Annotated in this window: 27 protein-coding genes; 14 read left to right on the plus strand and 13 right to left on the minus strand. The window is 55.6% G+C overall.

What is annotated here, in order from left to right; all coding sequences use genetic code 11:
- Nucleotides 1-4: 4 nt before the first annotated feature.
- Nucleotides 5-628, minus strand: a complete 624-nt coding sequence (gmk, locus tag LOC22_RS11390; protein ID WP_006177710.1) for a guanylate kinase — start codon at nt 626-628, stop codon at nt 5-7.
- Between the two features lie 250 nt (nt 629-878).
- Between gmk and ligB the strand changes: the two genes are divergently transcribed.
- The 8 genes from ligB (at nt 879) to etk (ending at nt 10,945) form a co-directional block, all read left to right on the plus strand.
- Complete coding sequence (gene ligB / locus LOC22_RS11395) at nt 879-2,549, plus strand: NAD-dependent DNA ligase LigB (RefSeq protein ID WP_230238909.1); 1,671 nt, start codon at nt 879-881, stop codon at nt 2,547-2,549.
- 704 nt (nt 2,550-3,253) lie between these two features.
- On the plus strand, nt 3,254-3,550 hold the full coding sequence (locus LOC22_RS11400; RefSeq protein WP_017693971.1) for a hypothetical protein: 297 nt from the start codon (nt 3,254-3,256) through the stop codon (nt 3,548-3,550).
- A gap of 115 nt (nt 3,551-3,665) precedes the next feature.
- Complete coding sequence (locus LOC22_RS11405; RefSeq protein ID WP_023295702.1) at nt 3,666-4,310, plus strand: YjbF family lipoprotein; 645 nt, start codon at nt 3,666-3,668, stop codon at nt 4,308-4,310.
- The gene (locus LOC22_RS11410; protein ID WP_039269351.1) at nt 4,307-5,044 is read left to right on the plus strand and encodes a capsule biosynthesis GfcC family protein; all 738 of its coding nucleotides are present in this window, start codon (nt 4,307-4,309) and stop codon (nt 5,042-5,044) included. Before LOC22_RS11405 ends, LOC22_RS11410 begins: the two co-directional genes overlap by 4 nt.
- Nucleotides 5,044-7,137 carry a YjbH domain-containing protein gene (locus LOC22_RS11415; RefSeq protein ID WP_230238910.1) on the plus strand — a complete coding sequence of 698 codons (2,094 nt, stop codon included), beginning with the start codon at nt 5,044-5,046 and terminating at the stop codon, nt 7,135-7,137. The genes LOC22_RS11410 and LOC22_RS11415 overlap by 1 nt, the downstream gene beginning before the upstream one ends.
- Nucleotides 7,138-7,180: 43 nt before the next feature.
- Complete coding sequence (locus LOC22_RS11420) at nt 7,181-8,314, plus strand: polysaccharide export protein (protein ID WP_032646765.1); 1,134 nt, start codon at nt 7,181-7,183, stop codon at nt 8,312-8,314.
- Entirely contained in the window at nt 8,302-8,745 is a 444-nt protein-coding gene (locus LOC22_RS11425; RefSeq protein ID WP_017693967.1) for a protein-tyrosine-phosphatase, read from the plus strand. Before LOC22_RS11420 ends, LOC22_RS11425 begins: the two co-directional genes overlap by 13 nt.
- A gap of 22 nt (nt 8,746-8,767) precedes the next feature.
- On the plus strand, nt 8,768-10,945 hold the full coding sequence (gene etk / locus LOC22_RS11430; RefSeq protein WP_017693966.1) for a tyrosine-protein kinase: 2,178 nt from the start codon (nt 8,768-8,770) through the stop codon (nt 10,943-10,945).
- A gap of 26 nt (nt 10,946-10,971) precedes the next feature.
- On the opposite strand, the gene LOC22_RS11435 is transcribed toward etk, so the two are convergent.
- Complete coding sequence (locus tag LOC22_RS11435; protein WP_015570045.1) at nt 10,972-11,589, minus strand: trimeric intracellular cation channel family protein; 618 nt, start codon at nt 11,587-11,589, stop codon at nt 10,972-10,974.
- 208 nt (nt 11,590-11,797) lie between these two features.
- Nucleotides 11,798-12,661, minus strand: coding sequence for a YicC/YloC family endoribonuclease (locus LOC22_RS11440; RefSeq protein WP_003860907.1), 864 nt, complete (start codon nt 12,659-12,661; stop codon nt 11,798-11,800).
- 125 nt (nt 12,662-12,786) lie between these two features.
- On the opposite strand from LOC22_RS11440, the gene rph reads away from it, so the two are divergent.
- Both rph and pyrE read left to right on the plus strand, forming a co-directional pair.
- Complete coding sequence (rph, locus tag LOC22_RS11445; protein WP_015570044.1) at nt 12,787-13,503, plus strand: ribonuclease PH; 717 nt, start codon at nt 12,787-12,789, stop codon at nt 13,501-13,503.
- 66 nt (nt 13,504-13,569) lie between these two features.
- The gene (pyrE, locus tag LOC22_RS11450; protein WP_015570043.1) at nt 13,570-14,211 is read left to right on the plus strand and encodes an orotate phosphoribosyltransferase; all 642 of its coding nucleotides are present in this window, start codon (nt 13,570-13,572) and stop codon (nt 14,209-14,211) included.
- An 82-nt stretch (nt 14,212-14,293) separates the two neighbouring features.
- On the opposite strand, the gene slmA is transcribed toward pyrE, so the two are convergent.
- The 3 genes from slmA to coaBC form a co-directional block, all read right to left on the minus strand.
- The gene (gene slmA / locus LOC22_RS11455; protein ID WP_003860901.1) at nt 14,294-14,890 is read right to left on the minus strand and encodes a nucleoid occlusion factor SlmA; all 597 of its coding nucleotides are present in this window, start codon (nt 14,888-14,890) and stop codon (nt 14,294-14,296) included.
- Nucleotides 14,891-15,011: 121 nt separating this feature from the next.
- Nucleotides 15,012-15,470 (minus strand): dUTP diphosphatase, encoded by a 459-nt coding sequence (gene dut / locus LOC22_RS11460; RefSeq protein WP_015570042.1) that lies wholly within the window; start codon nt 15,468-15,470, stop codon nt 15,012-15,014.
- On the minus strand, nt 15,448-16,659 hold the full coding sequence (coaBC, locus tag LOC22_RS11465; RefSeq protein WP_168728665.1) for a bifunctional phosphopantothenoylcysteine decarboxylase/phosphopantothenate--cysteine ligase CoaBC: 1,212 nt from the start codon (nt 16,657-16,659) through the stop codon (nt 15,448-15,450). Before coaBC ends, dut begins: the two co-directional genes overlap by 23 nt.
- 173 nt (nt 16,660-16,832) lie before the next feature.
- On the opposite strand from coaBC, the gene radC reads away from it, so the two are divergent.
- The 4 genes from radC to mutM all read left to right on the plus strand — a co-directional run bounded on the left by radC (nt 16,833) and on the right by mutM (nt 19,024).
- Entirely contained in the window at nt 16,833-17,498 is a 666-nt protein-coding gene (gene radC / locus LOC22_RS11470; protein WP_006812419.1) for a RadC family protein, read from the plus strand.
- 217 nt (nt 17,499-17,715) lie between these two features.
- Nucleotides 17,716-17,952 (plus strand): 50S ribosomal protein L28, encoded by a 237-nt coding sequence (rpmB, locus tag LOC22_RS11475; RefSeq protein WP_002436699.1) that lies wholly within the window; start codon nt 17,716-17,718, stop codon nt 17,950-17,952.
- A 22-nt stretch (nt 17,953-17,974) separates the two neighbouring features.
- Nucleotides 17,975-18,142, plus strand: a complete 168-nt coding sequence (rpmG, locus tag LOC22_RS11480) for a 50S ribosomal protein L33 (RefSeq protein ID WP_003024094.1) — start codon at nt 17,975-17,977, stop codon at nt 18,140-18,142.
- Between the two features lie 72 nt (nt 18,143-18,214).
- Nucleotides 18,215-19,024 (plus strand): bifunctional DNA-formamidopyrimidine glycosylase/DNA-(apurinic or apyrimidinic site) lyase, encoded by an 810-nt coding sequence (gene mutM, locus LOC22_RS11485; protein ID WP_003860879.1) that lies wholly within the window; start codon nt 18,215-18,217, stop codon nt 19,022-19,024.
- Nucleotides 19,025-19,026: 2 nt separating this feature from the next.
- Here mutM and coaD read toward each other — a convergent pair whose 3' ends face one another.
- The 7 genes from coaD to rfaQ form a co-directional block, all read right to left on the minus strand.
- Complete coding sequence (gene coaD / locus LOC22_RS11490; protein WP_015570040.1) at nt 19,027-19,506, minus strand: pantetheine-phosphate adenylyltransferase; 480 nt, start codon at nt 19,504-19,506, stop codon at nt 19,027-19,029.
- Between the two features lie 3 nt (nt 19,507-19,509).
- Entirely contained in the window at nt 19,510-20,280 is a 771-nt protein-coding gene (locus LOC22_RS11495; RefSeq protein ID WP_015570039.1) for a glycosyltransferase family 2 protein, read from the minus strand.
- A complete protein-coding gene (gene waaA, locus LOC22_RS11500) occupies nt 20,280-21,554 on the minus strand; it encodes a lipid IV(A) 3-deoxy-D-manno-octulosonic acid transferase (RefSeq protein WP_003860874.1) in 1,275 nt (424 codons plus the stop codon). Before waaA ends, LOC22_RS11495 begins: the two co-directional genes overlap by 1 nt.
- A gap of 66 nt (nt 21,555-21,620) precedes the next feature.
- Complete coding sequence (locus LOC22_RS11505; protein ID WP_015570038.1) at nt 21,621-22,610, minus strand: glycosyltransferase; 990 nt, start codon at nt 22,608-22,610, stop codon at nt 21,621-21,623.
- Nucleotides 22,611-22,621: 11 nt separating this feature from the next.
- Nucleotides 22,622-23,722: a glycosyltransferase gene (locus tag LOC22_RS11510; protein WP_230238911.1), complete on the minus strand. Its 1,101-nt coding sequence runs from the start codon at nt 23,720-23,722 to the stop codon at nt 22,622-22,624.
- A 2-nt stretch (nt 23,723-23,724) separates the two neighbouring features.
- Nucleotides 23,725-24,852: a glycosyltransferase family 4 protein gene (locus tag LOC22_RS11515; RefSeq protein WP_015570036.1), complete on the minus strand. Its 1,128-nt coding sequence runs from the start codon at nt 24,850-24,852 to the stop codon at nt 23,725-23,727.
- Nucleotides 24,849-25,919, minus strand: a complete 1,071-nt coding sequence (rfaQ, locus tag LOC22_RS11520; RefSeq protein WP_074145782.1) for a putative lipopolysaccharide heptosyltransferase III — start codon at nt 25,917-25,919, stop codon at nt 24,849-24,851. The genes LOC22_RS11515 and rfaQ overlap by 4 nt, the downstream gene beginning before the upstream one ends.
- Between the last annotated feature and the right edge of the window lie 100 nt (nt 25,920-26,019).

The following is a 26,019-nucleotide window of genomic DNA, read 5'->3' on the forward strand; positions in this document are numbered from 1 at the left end:
GGGTTCAGTCTGCCAACAGTTTGGTGATTAATGCGTCATGTCGCTGCTTCTGGCGGCTCATACGCAGACGTTCTGCGCGAAGGATAGTTTTGAGATCGCTCAGCGCGGCATCAAAATCATCATTCACAATAAGGTAATCATATTCCGCGTAATGGCTCATTTCTGCAACAGCTTGCGCCATACGCTTCGCGATAACTTCTTCGCTGTCCTGGCCGCGACCACGCAGGCGACGATCCAGTTCATCTTTCGATGGCGGTAAAATAAAGATACTGCGCGAATCAGGCATTTTCTTACGAATTTGCTGCGCGCCCTGCCAGTCGATATCCAGGAACACGTTCACGCCGGTCGCCAGAACCTGCTCAATGGTTTCACGCGAAGTACCGTAGTAGTTACCGAAAACTTCTGCGTGTTCAAGAAACGCGTCTCTGCCAATCATCGCTCTGAATTCGTCGTGATTCACAAAGAAATAGTGTTCACCGTGCACTTCACCCGGACGCGGTGCTCGCGTGGTGTGAGAAACAGAAACCTGCGTATCGTACAACGGTTGGGTTTTTAACAGTGCCTGAATAAGGCTGGATTTACCCGCGCCACTAGGGGCAGAAACAATATAAAGCGTGCCTTGAGCCATGAGAGTCTTTTGTATGTGTTAACGAAGAAGTCCTACATACGGGCTTATTATACACGTCGCCGCTGTGTGACGTAGCCTTTGTCACACTTTTTCCCCTGGATGATTAAATTTTGCGTGCCGTTTTCAGCTTTTACCTTCTTTTTGCTGCAATAAAAACAATGCGCTGAAGCGCGCTCGTAAAATGCAATTTTGCAGCTGGTCTGCGGCTCCCGGGCAGGGTATACCCTTCGCAAAACAGGGAGGGGTAATAATGGTGAAATGGATAAGCATACTGATGATCTTCTTAAGCAGCGGGGCGATGGCTATCTGCCCGGTCTGGTCACCGGCTAAAGCCGGGCAGGAGATCGCGGCCCTGAAGGCGCAGCTGACCCGCTGGAATGATGATTACTGGAAGCAGGGCCGCAGCGAGGTGAGCGACGACGTTTACGACAGGCTTAACGCCCGCTTAAAACAGTGGCAGCGCTGTTTTCACGATGAACCGCTGCACGACGATCTTCCAGCTGCCAGTGGGACGGTGAAACATCCCTTCGCCCATACCGGCGTGCATAAGGTAGAAAGCAAGCAGGCGCTTAGCCGCTGGATGGCGACGCAGCAGGATCTCTGGGTACAGCCAAAGGTGGATGGCGTTGCGGTCACCCTGGTCTACAAAAACGGCAAGCTGGTGCAGGCGATTAGCCGGGGCGACGGCTTACAGGGGGAAGAGTGGACGGCACAGGCGCGAATGATCCCCGCTATTCCGCAAACGCTGGCCGGGCCGCTTGCCAACAGCGTGTTGCAGGGTGAACTTTTTCTGCTGCGCGACGGGCATATCCAGCAGCGGATGGGGGGGATGAACGCGCGTGCGAAGGTAGCGGGAGCGATGATGCGCGCGACCGATCGCGCAGCGCTGAAGCAGACAGGCATTTTTATCTGGGCCTGGCCGAACGGCCCAAAAGCGATGAAAGCACGCCTTTCCGCGCTGGCGGAGGCAGGTTTTACCCTGACGGCCCGCTATACCCTGCCGGTTAAAAACGCGGCTGACGTGGAGGCGCAGCGGACGGCCTGGTTTAAGGCTTCGTTGCCCTTCGCCACGGATGGCATTGTGGTCCGCGCCTCGGCAGAGCCGCCGGGCGAGCGATGGCTGCCGGGGGAAGGGAGTTGGGTCGTCGCATGGAAATACCTTCCTGTGGCCCAGGTGACGGAGGTCAAAGCGATTCACTTTACCGTTGGCCGTACCGGGCGGATCACCGCGATTGCGCAGCTTGAGCCGCTGATGCTCGACGATAAACGCGTACAGCGCGTCAGCTTAGGGTCGGTTAACCGCTGGCAGAGGCTGGATATTGCCCCCGGCGATCAGGTGCTGGTAAGCCTGGCGGGACAAGGTATTCCCCGGCTGGATAACGTGGTGTGGCGCAATGTGGATCGCCGTAAACCGCAGCCGCCCTCATCGCGCTATAACGGCTTAACCTGTTTCTATGCCTCTCCGGAGTGCATGGAGCAATTTTTTGCCCGGCTGACGTGGCTAAGTTCCAGGCAGGCGTTAGATATCGAAGGAATGGGCGAATCAGGATGGCGGACCCTCTATCAGGCGCATCGGTTTAAGCACCTCTTCTCCTGGCTACAGCTCACGCAGGCGCAGCTCACCGCGACGGCGGGGATATCGGCATCGCATGGCGCTGCGCTGTGGCATCAGTTTAACCTGGCGCGGGAGCGACCTTTTATCCGCTGGATCACCGCGATGGGAATACCGCTGGCCCGGTCGACGCTCAAGGCGGCAGGGGATCGCACCTGGCAGGCGCTGATTCAGCGAAGCGAAGCGGAGTGGCGGATGCTGCCGGGTGTCGGGCAGGAGAAGGCCCGCCAGATCGTAAACTGGCTGCATCAGCCTCAGATTGATGCCCTGGCAAAATGGCTGGCCGCAGAGCACATCGGTGGATTTTAATCTGCGTGCGCTCCTGAACAGACTGGCGAGGGGGCACACTTCCGCTGCCGTGAATAGCGTATTTATGAGACGCGGTTTATATACGCAATAATTATGAATATAAATGAATTATTCATGGCAAATATATTTTGAGGAAATATTATCCCTGAACCCAATTTCAGAATTTGCTCTGCTTGCGTTTTTATTTTCTTTGAGAGAACGGCTTAATTGATCTCAATCACTATTAATCGAGAGCAATAGCCGGGAATGAAGGAGTTATAGGCAATGCAGTCTGAGTATTGTTCGTATTTTTGCTTTTAATTTCAGTTTGTTAATTATTTTATTAATAATATGTTGAGTGTTTTCTGGTTAACAATTAGTCATATTTATTCTGCCGGAAATCATTGCGTCAAAATATTATAAGAATTATCTTATCAAAAATTTTTAAGGTAGTTACCGCTGGGGTGCATTTCGCATCACTTCTGCGTTTTCCTTTCTTTTTGCACCTCGTGAGGGAGTTAACTATCTGAACTCCAATTGAAGCAATTAAGGGTACCGAAATATATCCTGGCGGTTTATATGCGCTGGTGTTCAGAGCCCAGGGCTTTTACATGGATGATTTTCCGTCCCTGTCGGGCCGGAATTCAGCCCCGGGCTTTATGCCCGTTAACCGGGACCTGGTTTCCAGGTGCTCATATTTTCCTTCATTTGAATGAGGACCAAAAATGAAAAGGACGCTTTGTACAGTGCTGACGGCACTCACGCTGGCGACTGCCCTGCCTGCTATAGGCGCTACCACCGAAGCAGGTAGCACCAGCGCAGCAACAACCGGTACAACAACCGGAGCAACGGTGGGAACTACCGCTGGCACTACGGGGGGACTGGCGGCAGGCGCGATTGGGACAACCGCTGTTGTCACCACCGCTGCGATTGCCGGCGTAGCGACGTTAGCCGTTGTCGCGGTAAGCGACAGTGGCGATGACTCAGGCAATGGTACTTCCACGACGACAGTTACCCGCTAAGGCTGGTGCGCAAGGCGATATAGCCTTGCGCTGAACAGCGCAACGACTTGACCCGGTGGCGATATCAAAGCCGGGTATTTAATTGATTTCAATGTTATTTAATCAAGGATTTCTGGTGAGACTGTTTATTCTGCTCATCATGACTCTGCTGATCCAGGGATGTACGCCGAGCCAGCAGAGCATTATTGAGACCTTTAACGCCAGCCTGGACGGGCGCCAGGATGTGACGGTAACGGACGGGCAGATTCAGGTGCTCCCATACTCAACCATGTACCTGCGTCTGGATAATGGCCCGAGGATCCTGGTGGTTCTCGGATACATCGAGCAGGGAAACAGTAAGTGGTTATCGCAGGATAATGCGATGATCGTCACGCATAACGGTCGCCTTATCCACACGCTCAAGCTCCCTTATAACCTGCTTGAGGTAACCAACCTTGAGCACGATCCGCTGCGCCACACGCCGCAGCTCCGCGACGGCAGCCAGTGGTCGCGTGATGTGCGCTGGCAGGAAGAGGGGCGGTATCGCTCCGCACACCTGACCTCGCGCTTCTCCCTGAGCGGGACGGAAAACCTGACCCTTGCCGGAAACACGCTACGTTGTCAGGTCTGGCAGGAGACGGTGCAGGCCGACGGCCTCGATCGTCGCTGGCATAACACCTTCTGGATTGATTCCGCCACCGGCCAGGTACGCCAGAGCGAACAGATGCTCGGCGCGGGCGTATTCCCTGTCACCATGACGATGTTGAAGCCCGCCCCATGAACAGACTCAGAAAATGGTTACCTGGCGTAGGGCTATCTCTCTTCAGCCTGCCCGCCTTATGCGCAAGCGTCGTTACCGTGCATCAGCCGGGCAAAACGTGGTCTGCTGGACAGGCCGATACGCTCTCCCGGCTGGTCACCCAGCCGCAGTTGAACAACGTCTGGTGGCAGGGCGCTGTCATCGCAACCCCTTCCGCCACGCGGCGAGCGCAACAGACGCAACAGCAGGTGCTGGCGTCGCTTTCAGCCTGGCAGAATCGTGCCGATGACGAGCAGATCGCGACCATTCGCGCTGTCGCTACACAGATCCGCTCCCTGCGGATCGTCGGGCGGCAGTTTGTCAGCCTCGATCCAGACGCCGTGCGTACCGACGCCCGCGGCGATCGTTCCCTTGAGGGCCGTTACGATCTGTGGCTCTCGCCTGCGCCCCGCACCGTCACGCTGATGGGGGCGGTCGCCACACCGGGGAAACTGGCCTGGCGACCGGGCGCAAGCATCAGGGATTACTTACAGGGGCAGCTGCGGCTGGCTGGCGCCGACAGGAATAACGTGACCGTTATCGATCCTGACGGCAGTAGGGTTGTTGCGCCGGTGGCGTACTGGAACGCACGCCATATTGAAGCAGAGCCGGGCGCTGTTCTGTGGGTGGGGTTTGATCCCCGGGCGGTGCCGGACGATTTTACCGGTCTGAATGAGCAAATCGTTGCGCTCCTGACGCGGCGGATACCTGACTGATGAACAAACTTTTTTTACTGAGCGGCCTTGCTCTGGCGATCTCTTCTGCCTGCCACGCGGAGCTGCGTACCTGGCCCGATCCGACCGGACCTTCACAGTCCGACTTTGGCGGCACCGGCCTGATGCAAATGCCCGACGCGCGCTTTGGTCGGGAAGGGGAATTCAGCGTCAACTACCGCGATAACAACCAGTATCGTTTTTACTCCTCTTCGGTCGTGCTCTTTCCGTGGCTGGAAGGGACGATTCGTTATACCGACGTCCGCACCCGCAAATACAGCAGCGACGAGGATTTCAGCGGCGATCAAAGCTACAAGGATAAGTCATTCGATTTTAAGGTTCGTCTGTGGGAAGAGGACTATAGCCTGCCGCAGGTGGCGCTCGGCAAGCGCGATATTGCGGGCACCGGCCTGTTCGACGGTGAATATCTGGTTGCCAGTAAAATGGCCGGACCGGTCGATTTTACCTTTGGAATAGCCTGGGGATATCCCGGTAATAGCGACAACGTGGGTAACCCGCTGTGCCACGACAACAATAAGTATTGCACCCGCGGCGAATCACATGATGCCGGGGATATCAGCTTTAGCGATATGTTTCGTGGTCCGGCGTCGCTGTTTGGCGGCCTCCAGTATCAGACGCCCTGGCAGCCCCTGCGCCTGAAGCTCGAGTATGACGGCAACAATTATGCCGATGATTTTGCCGGCTCCATTAAGCAGTCGAGCCATATCAACGTGGGGGCAGTCTATCGCGTTGCCGACTGGGCCGATCTCAACCTCAGCTACGAGCGCGGCAATACGCTGATGTTTGGCTTCACCCTGCGGACCAACTTTAACGATCTGCGCCCCGCGCTGCGTGATAACCCGAAACCGGCCTGGCAACCGGCACCGGCAGGCGAGACGCTGGACTATACCTCGGCGGCAAACCAGCTCACCGCGCTTAAGTACAACGCAGGCTTCGATGCGCCGGAGATCCTTCAGCACGGCAATACCTTATACATGACCGGCGAACAGTATCGCTATCGCGATCCGCGCGAAGCGGTGGATCGCGCCAACCGTATTCTGATCAATAACCTGCCCGACGGGGTCGACACGATCGCTATCACCCAGCGGCGTGACCATCTGCCGCTGGTCACGACGCAAACCGATGTCACCAGCCTGCGCAAACAGCTGGCGGGAGAGCCGCTCGGCCAGGAGGAGGCGCTCAAACAGCAGCGCGTCGAGCCTGTGGATACTACAGCGTTCGGGCGCGGCTACCGTATTCGCGCCGATCGCTTCAGCTACAGCTTCAAACCGACGCTGGCGCAGTCGCTGGGCGGTCCGGAAGATTTCTATATGTTCCAGGTGGGGGTGATGGCCAGCGCCAGCTACTGGCTGACCGATCGTCTGCTGCTCGACGGCGGCGTGTTCGCCAACCTCTATAACAACTACGACAAGTTCAAATCCTCGCTGCTTCCCGCTGACTCCAGCCTGCCGCGCGTCAGAACCCATATTCGCGATTATGTCAGCAATGACGTCTACATCAACAACTTACAGGCCAACTATGTCGATGCGCTGGGGCACGGCTTCTATGCCCAGATTTATGGCGGCTACCTCGAAACCATGTACGGCGGCGTGGGAGCAGAGGCGCTCTGGCGCCCGCTTGATAGCGACTGGGCGCTGGGCGTGGATGCGAACTACGTCAAGCAGCGCGACTGGGACGACATGATGCGCTTCACCGACTACAGCGCGCCAACCGGATTTATCACCGCCTACTGGAACCCGGCGAAGCTCAACAGTGTGTTGATGAAGCTGAGCGTCGGGCAGTACCTGGCGAAGGATAAAGGCGCCACCCTCGACGTCGCGAAGCGATTCGACAGCGGCGTGACGGTAGGCGTCTGGGCGGCGCTGACCAACGTCTCGAAAGAGGATTATGGCGAAGGTGGCTTTAGCAAAGGCTTCTACATCTCGATCCCGCTTGATCTAATGACGATCGGCCCAAATCGCAACCGGGCGGTGGTCTCGTGGACGCCTCTCACCCGTGATGGCGGTCAGATGTTAGGCCGTAAATATCAGCTCTATGACATGACATCAGAACGCGAAACCCCGGTAGGGCAGTAGTACCGGATGAAACAGGCATTACTTAACCAGATGATTTTCCTGAATGAAAAACGTTAAATTTTCCGTGCTTGCGTTGGCTATGATGGCGTTAAGCGGTTGTACTATCGTACCGGGCCAGGGACTTAGCACCCAGGGCAAAGATATTATCGATCTGCCTGACAGCAATTACGATCTGAATAAGATGGTCAACGTCTATCCGCTCACGCCGGGGCTGGTGGAGCAGTTGCTGCCTGGCAAAGTCGACTCCCGCGCGAATCCTGAACTGGATCGCCAGCTCCAGAACTACCAATATCGCATCGGCGTCGGCGACGTGCTGATGGTTACCGTCTGGGACCACCCGGAGCTGACCACCCCCGCAGGTCAGTACCGTAGCGCCAGCGATACGGGCAACTGGGTGAATGCCGATGGCACGATCTTCTATCCCTATATCGGCAAAATCCGCGTCGTCGGCAAAACGCTGGCCCAGGTGCGCGATGAGATCGCCGCCCGGCTGGACTCGGTAATTGAGAGCCCGCAGGTGGATGTCAGCGTCGCGGCGTTCCGCTCACAAAAAGCCTACGTGACGGGCGAAGTGGCTAAGTCGGGCCAGCAGCCCATCACCAACATTCCGCTGACGATAATGGATGCGATCAATGCGGCAGGCGGCCTGACGTCAGAGGCGGACTGGCGGCACGTGGTGCTGACCCATAACGGCCAGGATACGCACATTTCGCTCTACGCGCTGATGCAGCGCGGCGATCTCACCCAGAACAAACTCCTCTATCCGGGCGATATTCTCTTCATTCCCCGTAATGACGACCTGAAAGTGTTTGTCATGGGTGAGGTGGGTAAACAGAGCACCCTGAAGATGGACCGTAGCGGCATGACGCTGGCGGAAGCGCTGGGTAATGCGCAGGGCGTAAATCAGGATATGGCCGACGCCACGGGGATCTTTGTGATTCGTCCGTTGCAGGGCAAGCAGAACGGCAAAATCGCCAACGTCTACCAGCTTAACGCCCGGGATGCCACCGCGATGGTGTTGAGCACCGAATTTCAGCTTGAGCCTTACGACATCGTCTATGTCACCACCGCGCCGCTGGTGCGCTGGAACCGCGTGATCTCTCAGCTTGTGCCGACCATTACCGGCGTACATGACCTGACTGAAACAGGGAGATATATCAGAACATGGCCAAACTAACGTTTAACGCCATCCTGGTGATCTGTACCGGCAATATCTGCCGCTCCCCCATTGGAGAACGGCTGCTGCGCCAGCTGCTTCCCACCGCCCGGGTCGATTCAGCGGGAATTTGTGGCCTGGAAGGGCGCACCGCCGATTCACAGGCGACAGAGATCGCCGCCGAACGCGGCACCCAGCTTGAGGGCCACGTGGCGCGCAGGCTCACCCCCGCCATGGTGCGCGACTACGATCTGATTCTGGCGATGGAGCTGGAACATATCGAGCAGGTCACGGCTATCGCACCGGAGGCGCGCGGCAAAATGATGCTCTTTGGTCACTGGACGGGCAGAAAAGAGATCCCGGACCCCTACCGTAAAAACCGGGACGCATTTGAATATGTTTATGGGCTGCTGGAGCAGGCCAGTCTGGAATGGGCGAAACGGCTCAGTTAATCACACGGGATAGTTACGTTTTATGTCAACAAATAACCTTCATGCCCATGATGCGTCTGCCGCGAATAACGAGATCGATCTGGTGCGCCTGTTGGGTGAGCTGCTCGACCACCGAAAATTTATTCTCATCCTTACCACGCTGTTCACGCTGGCGGCACTGCTTTATGCGCTCTTTGCCACACCGGTTTATCAGGCCGATGCGCTGATACAGGTGGAACAGAAGCAGGGCAACGCGCTACTCAGTAACCTTAGCGAGTTCATCCCTGACTCCTCGCCGGAGTCGGCGCCGGAGCTTCAGCTTCTCCAGTCGCGCATGATCCTCGGTAAAACGATTGATGACCTGAACCTGCGCACGCAGGTCAGTGAAAACTATTTTCCCCTTGTCGGACGCGGCTGGGCGCGGCTCACCGGGCAACAGCCTGGCATCCTCGATGTCAGTATGCTCAATCTTCCCCCTGTCGCGGGCCGGGCGCAAAAGCTGACGCTGACCGTCGGCGAGAAGGGCCACTATCAGCTGGAAGGCGATAACGTGACGTTACAGGGCGTTGTGGGACAGCCGCTGAGCGCGGCGAATATCGCCATTACCATTGCCGATATCCAGGCGAAGCCGGGTACGCAATTTACAATTACACAGCTGAGCGAGCTGGAGGCCATTGACGCGCTACAGCTGCGTTTTTCCGTGAGCGAGCGCAGCAAGGACAGCGGGATGCTTGGCCTGACCATCACGGGGGAAGATCCCGATGAGATGGCGCGCGTGCTTAACTGCATCGCCGATAACTATTTACAACAGAACGTGGCTCGCCAGGCGGCGCAGGATGCGAAAAGCCTGCAATTTTTGAAGCAGCAGCTTCCGCAGGTGCGCAGCGAGCTGGACCAGGCCGAGGAGAAGCTCAACCGCTATCGCCAGCAAAATGACTCCGTTGACCTGAACCTGGAGGCAAAAGCGGTGCTGGAGCAGATTGTAAATGCGGACAATCAGCTCAATGAACTGACCTTCCGGGAAGCGGAAATTTCGCAGCTCTACAAAAAAGATCACCCCACCTACCGGGCGCTGATTGAGAAACGCCAGACGCTGGAGCAGGAAAAAAACCGCCTGAATAAACGGGTATCGTCCATGCCGTCGACCCAGCAGGAGGTGTTGCGCCTGAGCCGTGATGTGGAGTCGGGACGCGTTATCTACCAGCAGCTGCTTAACCGCGAACAGGAGCTGAGCATCGCCCGGTCGAGCGCAATTGGTAACGTCCGCATTATCGATCCGGCCGTGACCCGGCCGCAGCCAGTCAAGCCGAAAAAAGCGCTGGTCGTCGTTCTGGGGGTTCTCCTGGGTCTGTTCGTCTCTGTGGGCTGGATCCTGGCGCGCAGTATGCTGCGTATGGGCATTGAAACGCCGGAGCAGCTGGAGGAGCATGGGATTAACGTCTATGCCACCGTACCGCTGTCGGAATGGCTGGCTAAAAAGATGCGTTTGCGCAAAAAAGACTTTATGTCCTCAGGGCTGCGCCATAAGACCAAACATATCCCCTTCCTGGCGGCGGATAACCCGGTCGATCTCTCCGTGGAGGCGATTCGCGGCCTGCGCACCAGTCTGCATTTTGCGATGATGGAGTCAGCGAACAATATACTGATGATCTCTGGCGCCACGCCTGACAGCGGTAAAACCTTTGTCAGCAGTACCCTGGCGGCCGTCGTGGCGCAGGCGGGCCAGAAAGTGCTCTATATTGATGCGGATATGCGTCGCGGGTATGCCCATGATCTGTTTAAGCTCGACAATACCTGCGGCTTATCGGAGATGTTGTCCGGTAAGGCGGAGTATACCCAGGGCGTTCAGACCTTCGATAAAGGTGGGTTCGATACCATCGTGCGCGGGCAGATCCCCCCTAATCCGGCGGAGCTTCTGATGCATACGCGTTTCCAGCAGCTGCTGGACTGGGCGAATGAACGCTACGATCTGGTGATTATCGATACGCCACCGATCCTGGCGGTCACCGACGCGGCTGTTGTCGGTCGTCGCGCAGGCACCACGCTGCTGGTCGCCCGCTTCGGGATGAACAGCGTGAAGGAGATGCTGGTCTGTGTACAGCGTCTGGAGCAGAGTGGCGTCAATACCAAAGGGGTGATTCTCAACGGCGTCGTTAAGCGGGCAAGCAACGCTTACGGCTACGGCTATCATCACTACGGTTACAACTATTCGAGTAATTGATTATCCGGCGCCTGCCCGTTCTGACATTAATGCGCATTGTGTTTGTAATGAAAAACGGGCAGGCCCAGCTTAAGGCGCAATGCCAGCATACGCGCGGTGAAGCCAAACAGCAGGGTGGAGATAACCACCACATCGTGGCTGGTGACATAGTGCTGCAAGGCGACATAAAGCACTGCCGCGGCAAAGGAGATGCCGGCATACAGTTCCTTCTGGAAAACCAGCGGGATACGTTTGCAGAACATATCCCGCAGCACCCCGCCAAACACGCCCGTGATCACGGCAGCAATGGTGGCGATAACCGGGCCTTCACCCATATCGAGAGCGATTTGTGCGCCAATGATGGAAAAAACAATCAGCCCAAGCGCATCCAGCACCAGGAACACGCGGCGCAGATGAGGCATCACCGGGGCCACAATCGTGGTTAGCACGGCTGCCGTTGCCACGATAATGACGTACTCAGGGTTTTTTACCCAGCCGAGCGGATAATGGCCAAGCAGGATATCGCGCACGGACCCGCCGCCGAGCGCGGTGGCCGTGGCAATAATAATCACGCCGAAGGTGTCCATACGGCGACGTCCGGCAGCGAGCGCGCCGGTCATGGCTTCTGCGGTAATGCCAATAAGATAGAGAATGTGAAGCAGCATAAACCCTCCGGAATGAAGAGGAGGAGATTAGCGATTTGTGCGGAAGATCACGATTGAGATTTTCTAAGGCGAGGGGGTTTGCCCTACAGAAATTTATCAACGCATGCCTGGCGGGCTTGTGATAAGGCGGGAGGAAAAGAAAGTAAGGCTAAATAAGGATTAGAAAAAGTAATGGGTGGTGTGCGAGGCAACACCACCCTGAAAGGAATTACTCGATATTCTGGATCTGCTCGCGCATCTGCTCAATCAGGACCTTCAGCTCAATCGCTGAATTGGTTACCTCTGCATTGATAGACTTAGACGCCAGCGTGTTCGACTCGCGGTTGAACTCCTGCATCATAAAGTCGAGACGGCGGCCTACCGCTTCTTTCTTCTTCAGAATGTTGTAGGTCTCTTTAACGTGCGCTTCCAGACGATCCAGCTCTTCAGCCACGTCCACACGCTGCGCCATCAGCACCAGCTCTTGTTCCAGACGGTTGTTTTCCAGCTGAACTTCCGCCTCTTCCAGTTTGGCGACAAGACGCTCACGCTGCCATTGCAGCACTTCTGGCATATGAGCGCGCACTTTAGCGACTTCGGCGCTCACGCCTTCAAGGCGTTGCTCAATCATCGCTTTCAGCGCCTGGCCTTCGGTTTCACGGGCAACGATAAAGTCATCCAGCGTGCCGTCGAGTGCAGCCAGGATCTCAGCGGTAATCGCGTCCAGATCCTGCTCTCCGGCGGCCATCACGCCAGGCCAGCGCAGAATATCAACCGGGTTGATCTCGCCTTCATCGCTTTGCATTTTGACCCAGTTCGCCGCATTAACCAGCTGTTTTGCCAGCTTTTCGTTCAGGATCAGTTCACCCTGCGCGCTGGCGTCGGGCTCAAAACGCAGGTTACATTCCACTTTCCCGCGGGTCAGACGCGTACGGATACGCTCACGCACCACAGGCTCCAGGCTGCGGAACTGTTCCGGCATACGGAAATACGTTTCCAGATAGCGCTGGTTTACCGAGCGCATTTCCCAGGTAGCGCTACCCCAGCTACCCTTGATTTCACGCCGGGCGTAGGCGGTCATACTGCGGATCATAGACATTCCCGTTTTTAAAGGAGAGATGGGGGGATTATAGCTTTCAGGGGCTTCTCAGGATAGGAATAAGCGTCCTTTATCCGTATAATGCGCAGCCACATTCGTTTCAAGCCGGAGAATCCATCATGCGTCCAGCAGGTCGTAGCGCCAACCAGGTGCGTCCCGTCACCCTGACCCGTAACTATACAAAACACGCTGAAGGCTCCGTGCTGGTTGAGTTTGGTGACACCAAGGTGCTTTGCACCGCGTCCATTGAAGAGGGCGTGCCTCGCTTCCTGAAAGGTCAGGGCCAGGGGTGGATCACCGCCGAATACGGTATGTTGCCGCGCGCAACCCATACCCGTAATGCCCGTGAAGCGGCAAAAGGTAAGCAGGGCGGCCGTACTATGGAGATCCAGCGCCTGATCGCGCGTGCGCTCCGCGCCGCGGTTGACCTGAAAACGCTGGGTGAGTTCACCATCACGCTGGACTGCGACGTGATCCAGGCCGATGGTGGCACGCGTACGGCCTCTATTACCGGTGCCTGTGTGGCGCTGGCAGATGCCCTGAACAAGCTGGTTGCCGCCGGTAAGCTGAAAACCAACCCAATGAAAGGGATGGTTGCTGCTGTCTCCGTTGGTATCGTTAACGGCGAGGCGCTTTGCGATCTGGAATACGTTGAAGATTCTGCCGCAGAAACCGACATGAACGTGGTGATGACCGAAGATGGTCGCATCATTGAAGTGCAGGGTACGGCAGAAGGCGAGCCATTCACTCACGAAGAACTGCTCACCTTGCTGGCGTTGGCCCGAGGGGGAATCGAATCTATTGTAGCGACGCAGAAAGCGGCGTTAGAAAATTGATTTTAAGGCGACCAATGAGTCGCCTTTTTTTTGCCTGTAAGACTGAAAAGACAAAGGAGCAAATCCATGAAATCGTATCAGCGCCAGTTTATTGAGTTTGCGCTTAACAAGCAGGTACTTAAGTTTGGCGAGTTCACGCTGAAATCCGGGCGTAAAAGCCCGTATTTCTTCAACGCCGGGCTGTTTAATACCGGGCGCGACCTGGCACTGTTAGGCCGCTTCTATGCCGAAGCGCTGGTGGATTCCGGGATTGATTTTGACCTGCTGTTTGGCCCCGCGTACAAAGGCATTCCAATTGCAACCACCACGGCGGTAGCGCTGGCGGAGCACCATGACCGCGACGTACCGTACTGCTTTAACCGTAAAGAGGCCAAAACCCACGGTGAAGGCGGCAATCTGGTAGGCAGTGCGTTGCAGGGGCGTGTGATGCTGGTGGATGACGTGATCACCGCAGGTACCGCGATCCGTGAATCGATGGAGATTATCCAGGCTAACGGCGCAACGCTTGCGGGTGTGCTGATTTCGCTCGATCGTCAGGAGCGCGGGCGCGGCGACATCTCTGCTATTCAGGAAGTGGAGCGCGATTATGGCTGCAAGGTCACGTCGATTATCACGCTGAAAGACCTGATTGCGTATCTGGAAGAGAAGCCTGAGATGGCTGATCATCTGGCGGCGGTGCGTCAATACCGCGAAGAGTTTGGCGTATAATTCAATTGCCCGGTGGCGCTACGCTTACCGGGCCTACCCGTTCGTAGGCCGGATAAGGCAAAGCCGCCATCCGGCGATGGCGTTACTGTAACTGAGCAGCCACTAACGGCCAGCGGGCGTCAAAATCGTCCGTTGGTCGATATTTAAACTCGCTGCGCACAAACCGGGAGAGCATCCCTTCGCAAAATGCCAGGATCTGGCTTGCCAGCAGGGTTTCATCCGTATTATATCCCTCGCCCTCCCGCATTTTCTTCTCGCGCAGAACCTGACGCAGCTGGGCTTCGATACGCTCAAAAAGCTGGTTTATACGGCCTTGCAGACGATCCTGTTCAAACATCAGCGCGTGGCCGGTCAGAATACGGGTCAGACCCGGGTTACGTTCACCAAAGCCCAGAATCAGCAGCACAATCAGACGCAGACGCGTGCTGGTGTCTTTTTCATCCTTCAGAATCAGGTTGATGCGCGTGATCAGGCTGTCTTCGATAAACTCGATCAGGCTGTCAAACATCCGGGTTTTGCTCGGGAAATGACGATACAGCGCCGCCTCTGACACGCCCACAGAGGCCGCCAGTTTTGCGGTGGTGATGCGTTGACTGCCGTCGCTGGATTCAAGCATCAGAGCCAGAGATTGAAGTATTTCTTCGCGACGATTCCTTTTCGCGGTTTGTTTTTCTGCCATGTTACAAAATACCCCTGAAAATAAGCACTTGTCAGGCTGGCAACCACACAGCGACCCGCAAACTGACGTTTGCGGTTTGTTATTGCATTATGGCGCTGTGAGATGCGTGTTTGTCGGGCAGTTATTTGCGCCCGGAATGGCCGAAGCCGCCTTCGCCACGGTCGGTAGCGTCGAAGTCTGCCACCAGGTTAAATTCTGCCTGCACCACCGGTACAAACACCATCTGCGCGATACGCTCGCCCGGCTCAATGGTGAAGCTGTCCTGGCCACGGTTCCAGACGGATACCATCAGCTGACCCTGATAGTCAGAGTCGATCAGGCCGACCAGGTTACCCAGCACGACGCCATGCTTGTGGCCCAGGCCAGAGCGCGGCAGGATCACCGCTGCCAGTGACGGGTCAGCAATGTGAATCGCCAGCCCGGTCGGGATCAGGGTCGTTGCACCCGGCGCCAGTTCTACGGCGTCATCAAGACAGGCGCGCAGGTCAAGACCGGCAGAGCCGGAGGTGGCATACGTTGGCAGCGGAAATTGCTCGCCAACGCGCGGGTCCAGAATCTTAACGTCGATTTTTTTCATCATAACGGGTAACGATCTCGTCCAATAAGTGTTGGCCCAGGAGTTCTTTGCGCTCAAGCGGTAAGACTTTATCTCCATCCTGCCAGAAAAGGTGCAATGCGTTGCTGTCGCTGTTAAATCCTTGCGTGGACAGCGATACGTCGTTCGCGCAAATCAAATCGAGGTTTTTGCGGGTACGTTTTTGCCGGGCATATTCTTCCACATTATTCGTTTCTGCGGCAAACCCAACAACGTAAGGTCGATGAGTTTTCAATGCGGCGACACCGGCAACGATATCCGGGTTCTTCACCATTTTTATTGTTAATTCATCACCTTGCTTTTTAATTTTAGCGTCGGCAATGGTTTCGGCGCGGTAATCAGCGACGGCCGCACAGCCGATAAAAATATGCTGCTGTTGAGCATGTGCCTGTACGGCGGCTTCCATTTCCAGCGCGGTCGTTACATCAATACGCTGCACAAACGCAGGGGTGGTAAGCGACACCGGGCCGCTCACCAGCGTGACGTTCGCGCCGCGTTTGGCTGCCGCGGCAGCAATCGCAAAGCCCATTTTGCCTGAGCTGTGGTTGGTGATGTAACGCACCGGATCCAGCGGCTCGCGCGTGGGGCCCGCGGTAATCATGATGTTGAGATGTTGCAGATCGTTGACAGGCGAGAAATGGGCGGCGGCCATATCAACAATCGTCAATGGGTCGAGCATACGCCCTGGCCCAACGTCGCCGCAGGCCTGGCTGCCACTGTCCGGTCCCCAAATCAGCAGGCCGCGCGAGGCCAGCGTGTCCAGATTATGCTGGGTAGCGGCGTTGCGGTACATCTGCTGGTTCATTGCGGGCACAACCGCGACGGGCGCAGGCGTGGCGAGGCAAATGGTCGTTACCAGATCGTTCGCCATACCGGCTGCCACGCGGGCAATTAAATCTGCCGTGGCGGGGGCAAGGATAACCAGATCGGCCCATTTCCCCAGCTCAATGTGGCCCATTGCGGCTTCGGCCGCCGGGTCGAGCAGGCTGTCGGATACCGGGTATCCCGAGACGGCTTGCAGGCTCAGGGGGGTGATAAAGGCTTTGCCGCCTTCGGTGATCGCGACCCGTACGTCGGCCCCGCGCTCGCGCAAACGGCGCACCAGGTCTGGCGTTTTATAGGCAGCAATACCGCCGCTGACGCCAAGAACGATTTTTTTACCGGCCAGGCTCATCATGATTCTTTCCTGTTGGGTTTCACCAGAGAGCGGGCATTTTATCACAATCCCTAAAACGGGGTGATGATGTCCTTAATTCACTTTGCGAGGCGTTACGCAAGAACGAAATGCCAGCGTCGAACCCCGAATTTGCCTGTGGCAGCATAATGGCAAACAGAAGGAGGCCGGGCATGGAAGAGACTGAACTGCTGCTACCGCGTGAAAAAATGCTGCGTCATGGCGTCACGTTGTTAAAGGACGACGAGCTGCTGGCGCTCTTTTTACGCACAGGCACGCCGGGGAAAACGGTATTTACGCTGGCGAAAGAACTGATAGACCATTTCGGTTCACTGTATGGATTGCTGACCGCTGAGCTGGAGGCGTTTACGCACGTTGAGGGCATTGGCGTGGCGAAATATGCCCAGTTACGGGGCATTGCCGAGCTGGCCCGGCGATTTTACAACGTGCGTATGGAGGAAGAAGACCCGATCCTCACCCCCGACATGACCCGCGAATTTCTGCAAAGCCAGCTCTCCGATCTGGAGCGGGAGATCTTTATGGTGATCTTTCTCGACAACAAAAACCGGGTACTGAAACATACCCGCCTTTTTTCGGGAACATTGAGTCACGTTGAGGTGCATCCGCGTGAAATTGTGCGGGAAGCGATAAAAGTGAATGCAGCCGGCGTGATCCTCGCGCATAATCACCCCTCTGGCTGTGCAGAACCAAGCAGAGCTGACAAAGCAATTACCGAACGTATTATCAAATGCTGTCAATTCATGGACATTCGTGTGCTGGACCATCTGATAATTGGCCGCGGAGAGTACATTTCTTTTGCCGAACGTGGCTGGATTTAGGCCTTTTCTCGCGATCCATCGGGATCTTTGTCTGTTCGGGACTTGAGCACACCGCCGAGTCAGCGTATACTACGCCACCTTTGAGAATCTCGGGTTTGGCATTTGGGCCTGGCAATCGAGAGTTCAATAGAACTATGCGATGACCGGGCTGTAAAGCCTGACGAGGCGCCGATACCCCATACGAAGCTCGAGCTAATTTGATTTTTGGAGAATAGACATGTCCCGAGTCTGCCAAGTTACTGGCAAGCGTCCGGTGACCGGTAACAACCGTTCCCACGCACTGAACGCGACTAAACGCCGTTTCCTGCCGAACCTGCACTCTCACCGTTTCTGGGTTGAGAGCGAGAAGCGTTTTGTCACCCTGCGCGTATCTGCTAAAGGTATGCGTGTAATCGATAAGAAAGGCATCGATACAGTTCTGTCCGAACTGCGTGCCCGTGGCGAAAAGTACTAAGTACTTAAAGAGGAAATAAATCATGGCTAAAGGTATTCGCGAGAAAATCAAGCTGGTTTCTTCTGCTGGTACAGGTCACTTCTACACCACCACGAAGAACAAACGTACTAAGCCGGAAAAACTGGAACTGAAAAAATTCGATCCAGTTGTACGCCAGCACGTACTGTACAAAGAAGCTAAAATCAAATAATTTTAGTCTCCTTGTATTGAAAAACCCCGCAACTGCGGGGTTTTTTGCATTCTGCATCTCAACGGAGGAACCATGCCTGAATTACCAGAGGTAGAGACCAGCCGCCGCGGCATTGAGCCCCATCTGGTTGGCGCGACTATTCTTCATGCTGTCGTTCGCAACGGGCGTCTGCGCTGGCCGGTGTCCGATGAGATCCACGCGTTAAGCGACAAACCCGTCCTGAGCGTGCAGCGCCGCGCGAAATACCTGCTGCTGGAGCTGCCTGACGGCTGGATCATTATCCATCTGGGCATGTCGGGAAGCCTGCGCATCCTCACCGAAGAGTTGCCTGCGGAAAAGCACGACCACGTTGATCTGGTGATGAGTAACGGCAAAGTGCTGCGTTACACCGACCCGCGTCGCTTTGGCGCATGGCTGTGGACCAAAGAGCTGGAAGGACACAACGTGCTGGCGCATCTCGGACCTGAGCCGCTGTCAGAGGCGTTTAACGCGGATTATCTCAAAGAGAAGTGCGCGAAAAAGAAAACCCCGATTAAACCCTGGCTGATGGATAACAAGCTGGTGGTGGGCGTGGGAAATATCTATGCCAGCGAATCGTTGTTTGCCGCCGGGATCCATCCCGATCGGCTGGCCTCCTCGCTGTCGGCGCAGGAGTGCGAGCTGCTGGTCAGAGTAATTAAAGCGGTACTGCTGCGCTCAATTGAGCAGGGCGGGACGACGCTGAAGGATTTCCTGCAAAGCGACGGGAAGCCGGGCTATTTTGCGCAGGAGTTGCAGGTTTATGGCCGTAAGGGTGAGCCGTGCAGAGCCTGCGGGACGCCGATTATTGCCACGAAGCACGCTCAGCGCGCCACGTTTTACTGCCGTCAGTGCCAGAAGTAGGGTTACTTTAGCTTTTCCATCAACGCCTGGTGGACGTTAACCGGCAGGAAGTGGGTAACGTCCCCGTGATGGCGCGCCACCTCTTTCACCAGTGAGGAAGAGATGAAGGACCACTCTTTGGAGGGCATCAGGAATACGCTCTCCAGCTCCGGCATCAGATGGCGGTTCATGTGTGCCAGCTGCATCTCATATTCGAAGTCTGCTACCGCGCGAAGACCGCGGATCAGGATATTGGCCTGCCGGTCACGGGCAAAGTTTGCCATCAAGTCGCTGAATCCGACGACCTCAACATTCGACAGATGCGAAATCGCATCGGTGGCAAGCTGCACGCGTTCGTTCAGGTCGAACATCGGCTTTTTGCTCGGGCTGGCGGCAATGGCCAGAATCACCTTGTCGAACATACACGCCGCACGGGTGATGATATCAAGATGACCGTTAGTGATCGGATCGAAGGTACCCGGATAAATCGCTTTTGTGCTCATGGCTCACGTTTTCTCTGAGTAGCCGCGGTTCAGCGCCCACAGCTCGGTGTATTTGTTGAAAGTATACTGGGCATTCACTACGGCCAGTAACCAGCCCTGTTTGCCGTCCAGCACGCCGCCACGCAGCAGCAGCGTTTTCAGAAACGCGCCCAGCGTGTGGGTGAAGATGCCGGTCAGCGTGGCCTTCTTGCCGCGCGTATGCCGCTCCTGTGCCCAGGCGGTGGCATAGTTCAGCTGTTTCCGCTGGAAGCTGGCGAAATCGCGGCAGGTCAGATGAAGCAGATCGCCCGTCAGAGGGATGACCTGAGCGCTATCGCAGGCCAGAGATTCATGGACCAGGTTGTCGTTGTACTGATAACGCTCGCGCGCATAGAGGCGCATCACGCGGTCGGGGTACCAGCCGCTGTGGCGCATAAAGCGGCCCAGGAAATAGTTACGACGCGCGATACTGTAGACCGCGCCGGGCTGTGGCGCGGCAAGCACCGTTTGAATGGCCTGTCGGAGTTCTGGGGTGACGCGCTCATCGGTATCGATCATCAACACGTAATCGCCCGTGGCGTAACCCTGCGCACGCTGGCGCTGAATACCGTAGCCCTGCCAGTCGGTGTCGGTAAAGACTTTTGCCCCGGCTGCACGGGCAACGTCCGCCGTGTTGTCCGTACTTCCGGAGTCGAGAATGACGATTTCGTCAGCCCAGGCAACAGAGGCCAGGCAATCCGGAAGCAGGTCGGCGGCGTTTTTGGCGATCATCACGACCGACAGACGCGTTGACATTAGTGGCTCCGCTGCGGCAGGTAAGGTTGCAGAAGTTGCAGCAGACGGGTCAGTGCGCCCTGGTTCTGATGCAGGACTTCAACGGCGTGACGACCGTACCACAGGCGGTAATCTTCGTCAGTCAGAAGGGTAGAGACCTCTTTGACCACCGAATCCGCGTCGGTCACGGTGATTAAGCCATCGGCTTGCTGCAATTTCGCGCAGATATCTTTGAAGTTAAACGTGTGTGGCCCCATCAGTACGGGGATGGCGTGGGCTGCTGGCTCCAGCGGGTTATGACCACCGCGCTCCACCAGGCTTCCGCCAACGAATGCAAGATCGGCGATCCCGTACAGCAGCATCAGTTCGCCCATCGTATCGCCAATCACCACCTGCGTGCTGCCAGAGGGGATTTCGCCGCTGCTGCGCAGGGTGAAGCTGAAACCGCCTTTTTGCACCATCTCGCGGGCATCTTTAAAACGCTCAGGATGGCGAGGAACCAGAATCAGCAGTAAATCAGGGAATTTTTCCAGCAGCTGGCGGTGAGCCTGAAGAATAATGGCTTCTTCGCCGTCATGGGTGCTGGTGGCAATCCAGACCTGGCGACGCGGCGCCCACTGACGACGCAGTGTTACCGCACGGGCGGCGAGTTCAGGGGTGACGGAAATATCGAACTTCAGGCTACCCGTGACCGCAAGCTGGTTGCGCTTCAGGCCGAGGGCGATAAAGCGCGCGGCATCTTCTTCGTTCTGCGCGGCGATCAGCGTGATTTTGCTGAGCAGGCGACGCATAAATTTACCCAGCTTGCCGTACCCTTTCGCAGAGCGTTCTGACAGACGCGCGTTGGCGATAACCAAAGGAATTTTACGGGCATGCAGGGCGGAAATCATATTCGGCCACAGTTCGGTTTCCATGACGATCACCAGTTTAGGGCGCACGGTATTCAGGAAACGGTTCATGGCGCAGGGGAGATCGTACGGCAGGTAGACGTGATGCACGTCTTTACCGAAGGCAGACATCACGCGCTCTGAGCCGGTTGGCGTCATCGTGGTGACGGTGATGGGCAATGACGGATAACGGTGGCGCAGGGCACGCACCAGTGGAATGGCGGCCAGCGTTTCCCCGACTGACACGGAATGCAGCAGAATACCGTCCGGCGCCACTTTATTGCGGCAGTAGCCATAACGTTCGGCCCAGCGTTTACGGTACGCAGGCGCTTTACGGCTGCGAAGCAACAGTCGCAGCCACACCAGTGGCTGAATGATGTAGAGCAGGGCGGTATACAACAATTCCAAGCGATTATCCGTTTTTTTAGTTTCGGCCGGGAAATTCTAAGCATTTAAGCGTGCTAAAGCTATCTCTTATGCCAGATACCGTTTTAAACGGAAGTAGCGCCGGCCCAGGCGCCAGCGCAAACGCGGGCTTTTGGCACTTTTCCAGATGAGCTTCCAGATCCCGGTGTCGAAGAACTCTTTGATTATCATTGATTTCTTCGCCTCATCCTTCATGTTGTCGAAGGTATGAATAATTCCCAGACCCTCTTTAGCGATTTGCCAGTAACAGGCCGGGATATTTTTCACTTTATCCGGGTAGCGCTGGTTAATGGCATCAAGCATCTTCAGGATCTTCATATAATGGCGCGCAGAGCGAATCAGCGTGTCGTCATTATCCGGGGTGTGCGATACCGAGGCGGAGTGAATGTAGTAGTCGTAAAAGCGTTCGCTGGTGTACTGAACGCGTTCCGCGGCAAGCAGCACCTCAGTCGTCCACGGGATATCCTGATGGCGCAGGCCTGGCTCGAAACGGAAGCCGTGCTGACGAATAAAATCGTGACGATAGATATTCAGCCAGGTCACATGCAGGAACTTACGTGAATCCAGCGCCTTTTTTAACCATGCCGCGCCATTCATGACGCCCGTTGAGGCGAGCTTATCTTCAGGGAAGATAGGGCGAGACGGTTTTTTGTTATTTTCCCAGACGTAGTTGCCATTGCAGGTGGCGACATCCAGGTTCTGCGTGACGGCCATATCCAGCAGACGCTGGTACATGCCGGGTTTGAAGACATCATCAATATCCGGGAAAGAGAGATACTGCCCGGTCGCAACGGCCAGGCCAGTATTACGCGCGATGGACACGCCCTGATTAGGTTGTTCAATAACCTGCATCTGTGGCAGCTTTTCGCGCCATTTTTCGACAATCTGCATCGAGCGGTCAGTGGAACCGTCATTCACGATGATGACTTCCATACTGTCGATGTGTTGATTTACAAGGCAGGTAAAGAACTGATCGAGAAAAGCTTCACCGTTATAAACGGCCACCACCACGCTTAATAAAGGCGCTGAATTTTGCATATGAAACCTGATTATTTTTGGTTGTCGACCAAAGCAATGTATTGCTGGCAAATGGCGTTGATACCGAACGATGCGATCGTTTCGCGATCAACAACCGGCGGAGAGGCATACAGTTCTGCCAGTGTTTTCGCCAGTGATTCGTCGGTTAACGCTGTCAGACCACGCGCCAGGGGGCCAGTAAGGATCTCAGCAGGGCCGCCAGGGCAGTTTGTACTCACCGGTGGGGTCTGACAGATAATGGACTCTACCAGTACATTACCAAAACCTTCGCAGTCGGAACTTAACACTAAAAGGCGTGCCCCTTTGATCCACGGGTAGGGGTTGGTTTCGAACGGGCGGAAGACGATCTTGTTTTCAATTCCCAGCTTAGCGGCAAGCTGTTTGAGCTGATTTATTTTCGCGTCAGAACCTTTGCCCATCAACACCAACGATGCGTCGATCTTGCTCAGCGCAAACGCCCGCAGCAGCCTGTCGTGACGTTTGTGTTCATGAAAACGGCCAACGTGGATAATGTAATCCTGCCCCTGCATCTCAAAGGGCGCTTCCGCCAGACGCTGAATTTCAGGGATATCAAAGGGGTTATGGATAACCGCTTTGCGCCGCAGGGGGATCGCGAGTACTTCAGACAGATCGTGCAGCACGGCGCCGGATACCGCCACCACGTTGCGGTTTTCATAGGTATGACGGATTTTATAATGCTTAAACCAGCGAGAAATCCCGCTGCGATGGCGCAAATAGGAGAAGGAGAACATCCCGTGTACGCAGAACCAGACTTTATCCCGAGCCAGCACGCGGCTGTGCGCCACGATACGGTCGGTTTTATGCAGATGTGAGAAGACGACATCAAATTTACCGCTGCGTTCTGCCTGCTCGATGGCGCGATCCAGCAAACGGGCGCGACGCGGGATCTCGGTCAGCTTCCGCCAGGGTTTTTTACAGGTATCCTGCACAATCTGAAAATCGAAGCCTTCCGGAATGGCGTAGTCGCACACCTTCCGTAAGGAGAAAAGGGTGACCTGATGCCCCAGTTCTGTCAGTCCGCTGGAGAGGGTGAGAACCGTTTTTTCGGCTCCTCCACCGGGTAAACCATCAATAATCATTAGGATGCGCATTATTAATCCAGTAATTTTTGATAAAGCGAAATAAGCTGACTTGATAGTTTTTCAGGGGTTGCTTCTCTGACGCGTTCACGCGCCGCAAGCCCCATATTGTTATTTTTTTCCAGTGAAGGGATGGACATGACGGCCTCCTTCAATGTGTGGATATCAAGTGCATCACAGTAAAACCCGTTCTGGCCTTGCTCAATAAATTCTGAACCACCGCAACTCTCTGACGTAATGACGGGCAATCCACAGGCCATTGCTTCAAGTATGACGTTAGGGAAAGGATCATACAGCGTCGGCAGCAGTAAGCCATCAGAAAGCTGATAAAATGGCAGCGTCTCTTTTTGCATCCCCAGGAAACGGATTTGCCCCTCACAGCCTAATGAACGGGCGAGGTCGCGATAACGGCTTTCCGCTTTATCCTGACCGACCACAACCAGCCACGCCGAGGTTCCTGCTATAGCCCGAATAGCGCTTGCCAGCCCCTTGCGTTCAAACCCTGAACCCACGAAGCAGAAAATGACGGCATCAGCGGGTAAGCCAAATTGCTGACGCAGTACAGCGCGTTGTCTCTCTTCTGCCGGAACGAAGCGGCTGGAATCTATTGAATTATAAATCACATGTATCTTTTTTGCGTCAATATCAAAGTCTTCGACGATTTCGCGCTTGATCATCTCCGCATTACAGATAACGGCTTTCAACTCGGGAGCCTGGTACATTTCACGTTCTGCGTGCATCACGTAGCGGTGATAGCGATCGTGCATAAGCAGCTTCGCGCGCCAGGCGGGAAGAATACGCGTACGCTGTAGCAGCCAGCGTCGATGTACACCATCCCCGGCGCGGTAAATATCGCAGCCCGGAATACGTTCGTGGCTCTGGACAATATCAAACTGCTGTTGCTGCCACAGCGCGCGTGCGGCGTGTGCAAAGCCGCGCTCACGGCTGATGCGGCCCCACTTTCGGGGATCGCAAATATGAATATGCCAGTCGTCCTGCTTTTCGCCCTGCCACTCGCGGGTGATGACGTTGAGCTCAAGATTTTGATTGCTCAGCGCGGTAAGTGCCCTGGAGACAAAACGTTCTGCTCCCCCATCCGGACGATATTTTTGGCGCACAATGGCCAGACGATGAAGCTTCATTGCAGGTATCTCCTTGCGGCGGAGACGACAGTATCAACGGGGATGGCGTCGAGATAACGTTCCGTCGTTTTTGTATCAATGGCGTCAGGGTTGGGAAGCGGGCCGTAGTTACCTGCCCAGATGACCTCTCCGTTAACCTGCCATGGCGACCAGAACGTCAATTTTGACGGGCCAAACAGCGCCACGCAGGGCGTCTGAAGAGCGGCGGCCATGTGCATGGGTACGGAGTCAACGCCAATGAACAGGATCGCGTGATCGATTAGCGAGGCCAGCTGGCGCAGGGTTAACTGCCCTGCCAGCGATACAACACCCGTCTGCGGGGAGGCGGCAAGAATGCGGTCAATCATCGCCAGCTCTTTCTTATCCGGTCCCGCCGTGAGGACGATAGTGTGGCCGTCCTGCTGCAACGCGGCGATAGTTTGCGCCATTTTGCCTTCATCCCAGCACTTAAAGAACCAGCGTGAAGTGGGTTGAATAACGATGTAGCGGTCTCCCACGCCCTTTTGCGACAGCTTTTGGTGAGCATGGCGCCAGTCATCCACGCTGTAAGCCATGGTCACGGTAGGGTTGGCCATTACCGGCAGCGCTGACAGTATGGAGAGATTTTGTTCAACGGTGTGCAACGACTGATGGCTGGCGACCGAGACCAGTTCACTGTGACAAAAACGCCAGAAGGCGTTATTGCGCTTGTTAAAGGCGAACCCGAGCCGAACCGGTGCGCCGGTGAAGCGGGTAACAATCGCGCTGCGCCACTGATCGGCAAGATTGATCACCAGATGATAATGCTGAGCGCGTAAAGCACGAAGCAACTGCCACTCTTTTTGCAGGTGCTTCAGCGTCCCCAGCTGCTTCCATTTACGATCGATACCATAGATCGTCCCGATTGCCGGATGCGCGGCGAGCATGTCTCGCGTCTCTTCATAGAGAAGCACGTCGATTTGGGCTTCAGGCCATTTCTGGCGTAATGAATTGATGACGGGGGTGGTGAGTAACATGTCGCCATGATGGCGAAGTTTGATCAGTAAAATGCGCAAATCAGGCGTGTCAGGTAAGTTATTCATCATCATCTTATCGGCGTTGTACTATTGGCAATTCTAATAGACCTGGTAACGACTTGCACTCTTTCTCCATAATGTCAGGAATTTCCCTGGAAGGGTTTACTCCTGC

The sequence above is a fragment of the Enterobacter sp. AN-K1 genome, from assembly GCF_020971765.1.
In the GTDB taxonomy this organism is placed as follows: Bacteria; Pseudomonadota; Gammaproteobacteria; order Enterobacterales; family Enterobacteriaceae; genus Enterobacter; species Enterobacter hormaechei_C.

Bases quoted from the DNA above. Each gene is read 5' to 3' on its own strand.
- gmk (WP_006177710.1), bottom strand. From the start codon at position 628: ATGGCTCAAGGCACGCTTTATATTGTTTCTGCCCCTAGTGGCGCGGGT.
- ligB (WP_230238909.1), top strand. From the start codon at position 879: ATGGTGAAATGGATAAGCATACTGATGATCTTCTTAAGCAGCGGGGCG.
- LOC22_RS11400 (WP_017693971.1), top strand. From the start codon at position 3,254: ATGAAAAGGACGCTTTGTACAGTGCTGACGGCACTCACGCTGGCGACT.
- LOC22_RS11410 (WP_039269351.1), top strand. From the start codon at position 4,307: ATGAACAGACTCAGAAAATGGTTACCTGGCGTAGGGCTATCTCTCTTC.
- LOC22_RS11415 (WP_230238910.1), top strand. From the start codon at position 5,044: ATGAACAAACTTTTTTTACTGAGCGGCCTTGCTCTGGCGATCTCTTCT.
- LOC22_RS11420 (WP_032646765.1), top strand. From the start codon at position 7,181: ATGAAAAACGTTAAATTTTCCGTGCTTGCGTTGGCTATGATGGCGTTA.
- LOC22_RS11425 (WP_017693967.1), top strand. From the start codon at position 8,302: ATGGCCAAACTAACGTTTAACGCCATCCTGGTGATCTGTACCGGCAAT.
- etk (WP_017693966.1), top strand. From the start codon at position 8,768: ATGTCAACAAATAACCTTCATGCCCATGATGCGTCTGCCGCGAATAAC.
- LOC22_RS11435 (WP_015570045.1), bottom strand. From the start codon at position 11,589: ATGCTGCTTCACATTCTCTATCTTATTGGCATTACCGCAGAAGCCATG.
- LOC22_RS11440 (WP_003860907.1), bottom strand. From the start codon at position 12,661: ATGATCCGCAGTATGACCGCCTACGCCCGGCGTGAAATCAAGGGTAGC.
- rph (WP_015570044.1), top strand. From the start codon at position 12,787: ATGCGTCCAGCAGGTCGTAGCGCCAACCAGGTGCGTCCCGTCACCCTG.
- pyrE (WP_015570043.1), top strand. From the start codon at position 13,570: ATGAAATCGTATCAGCGCCAGTTTATTGAGTTTGCGCTTAACAAGCAG.
- slmA (WP_003860901.1), bottom strand. From the start codon at position 14,890: ATGGCAGAAAAACAAACCGCGAAAAGGAATCGTCGCGAAGAAATACTT.
- dut (WP_015570042.1), bottom strand. From the start codon at position 15,470: ATGATGAAAAAAATCGACGTTAAGATTCTGGACCCGCGCGTTGGCGAG.
- coaBC (WP_168728665.1), bottom strand. From the start codon at position 16,659: ATGAGCCTGGCCGGTAAAAAAATCGTTCTTGGCGTCAGCGGCGGTATT.
- radC (WP_006812419.1), top strand. From the start codon at position 16,833: ATGGAAGAGACTGAACTGCTGCTACCGCGTGAAAAAATGCTGCGTCAT.
- rpmB (WP_002436699.1), top strand. From the start codon at position 17,716: ATGTCCCGAGTCTGCCAAGTTACTGGCAAGCGTCCGGTGACCGGTAAC.
- rpmG (WP_003024094.1), top strand. From the start codon at position 17,975: ATGGCTAAAGGTATTCGCGAGAAAATCAAGCTGGTTTCTTCTGCTGGT.
- mutM (WP_003860879.1), top strand. From the start codon at position 18,215: ATGCCTGAATTACCAGAGGTAGAGACCAGCCGCCGCGGCATTGAGCCC.
- coaD (WP_015570040.1), bottom strand. From the start codon at position 19,506: ATGAGCACAAAAGCGATTTATCCGGGTACCTTCGATCCGATCACTAAC.
- LOC22_RS11495 (WP_015570039.1), bottom strand. From the start codon at position 20,280: ATGTCAACGCGTCTGTCGGTCGTGATGATCGCCAAAAACGCCGCCGAC.
- LOC22_RS11505 (WP_015570038.1), bottom strand. From the start codon at position 22,610: ATGCAAAATTCAGCGCCTTTATTAAGCGTGGTGGTGGCCGTTTATAAC.
- LOC22_RS11510 (WP_230238911.1), bottom strand. From the start codon at position 23,722: ATGCGCATCCTAATGATTATTGATGGTTTACCCGGTGGAGGAGCCGAA.
- LOC22_RS11515 (WP_015570036.1), bottom strand. From the start codon at position 24,852: ATGAAGCTTCATCGTCTGGCCATTGTGCGCCAAAAATATCGTCCGGAT.
- rfaQ (WP_074145782.1), bottom strand. From the start codon at position 25,919: ATGATGATGAATAACTTACCTGACACGCCTGATTTGCGCATTTTACTG.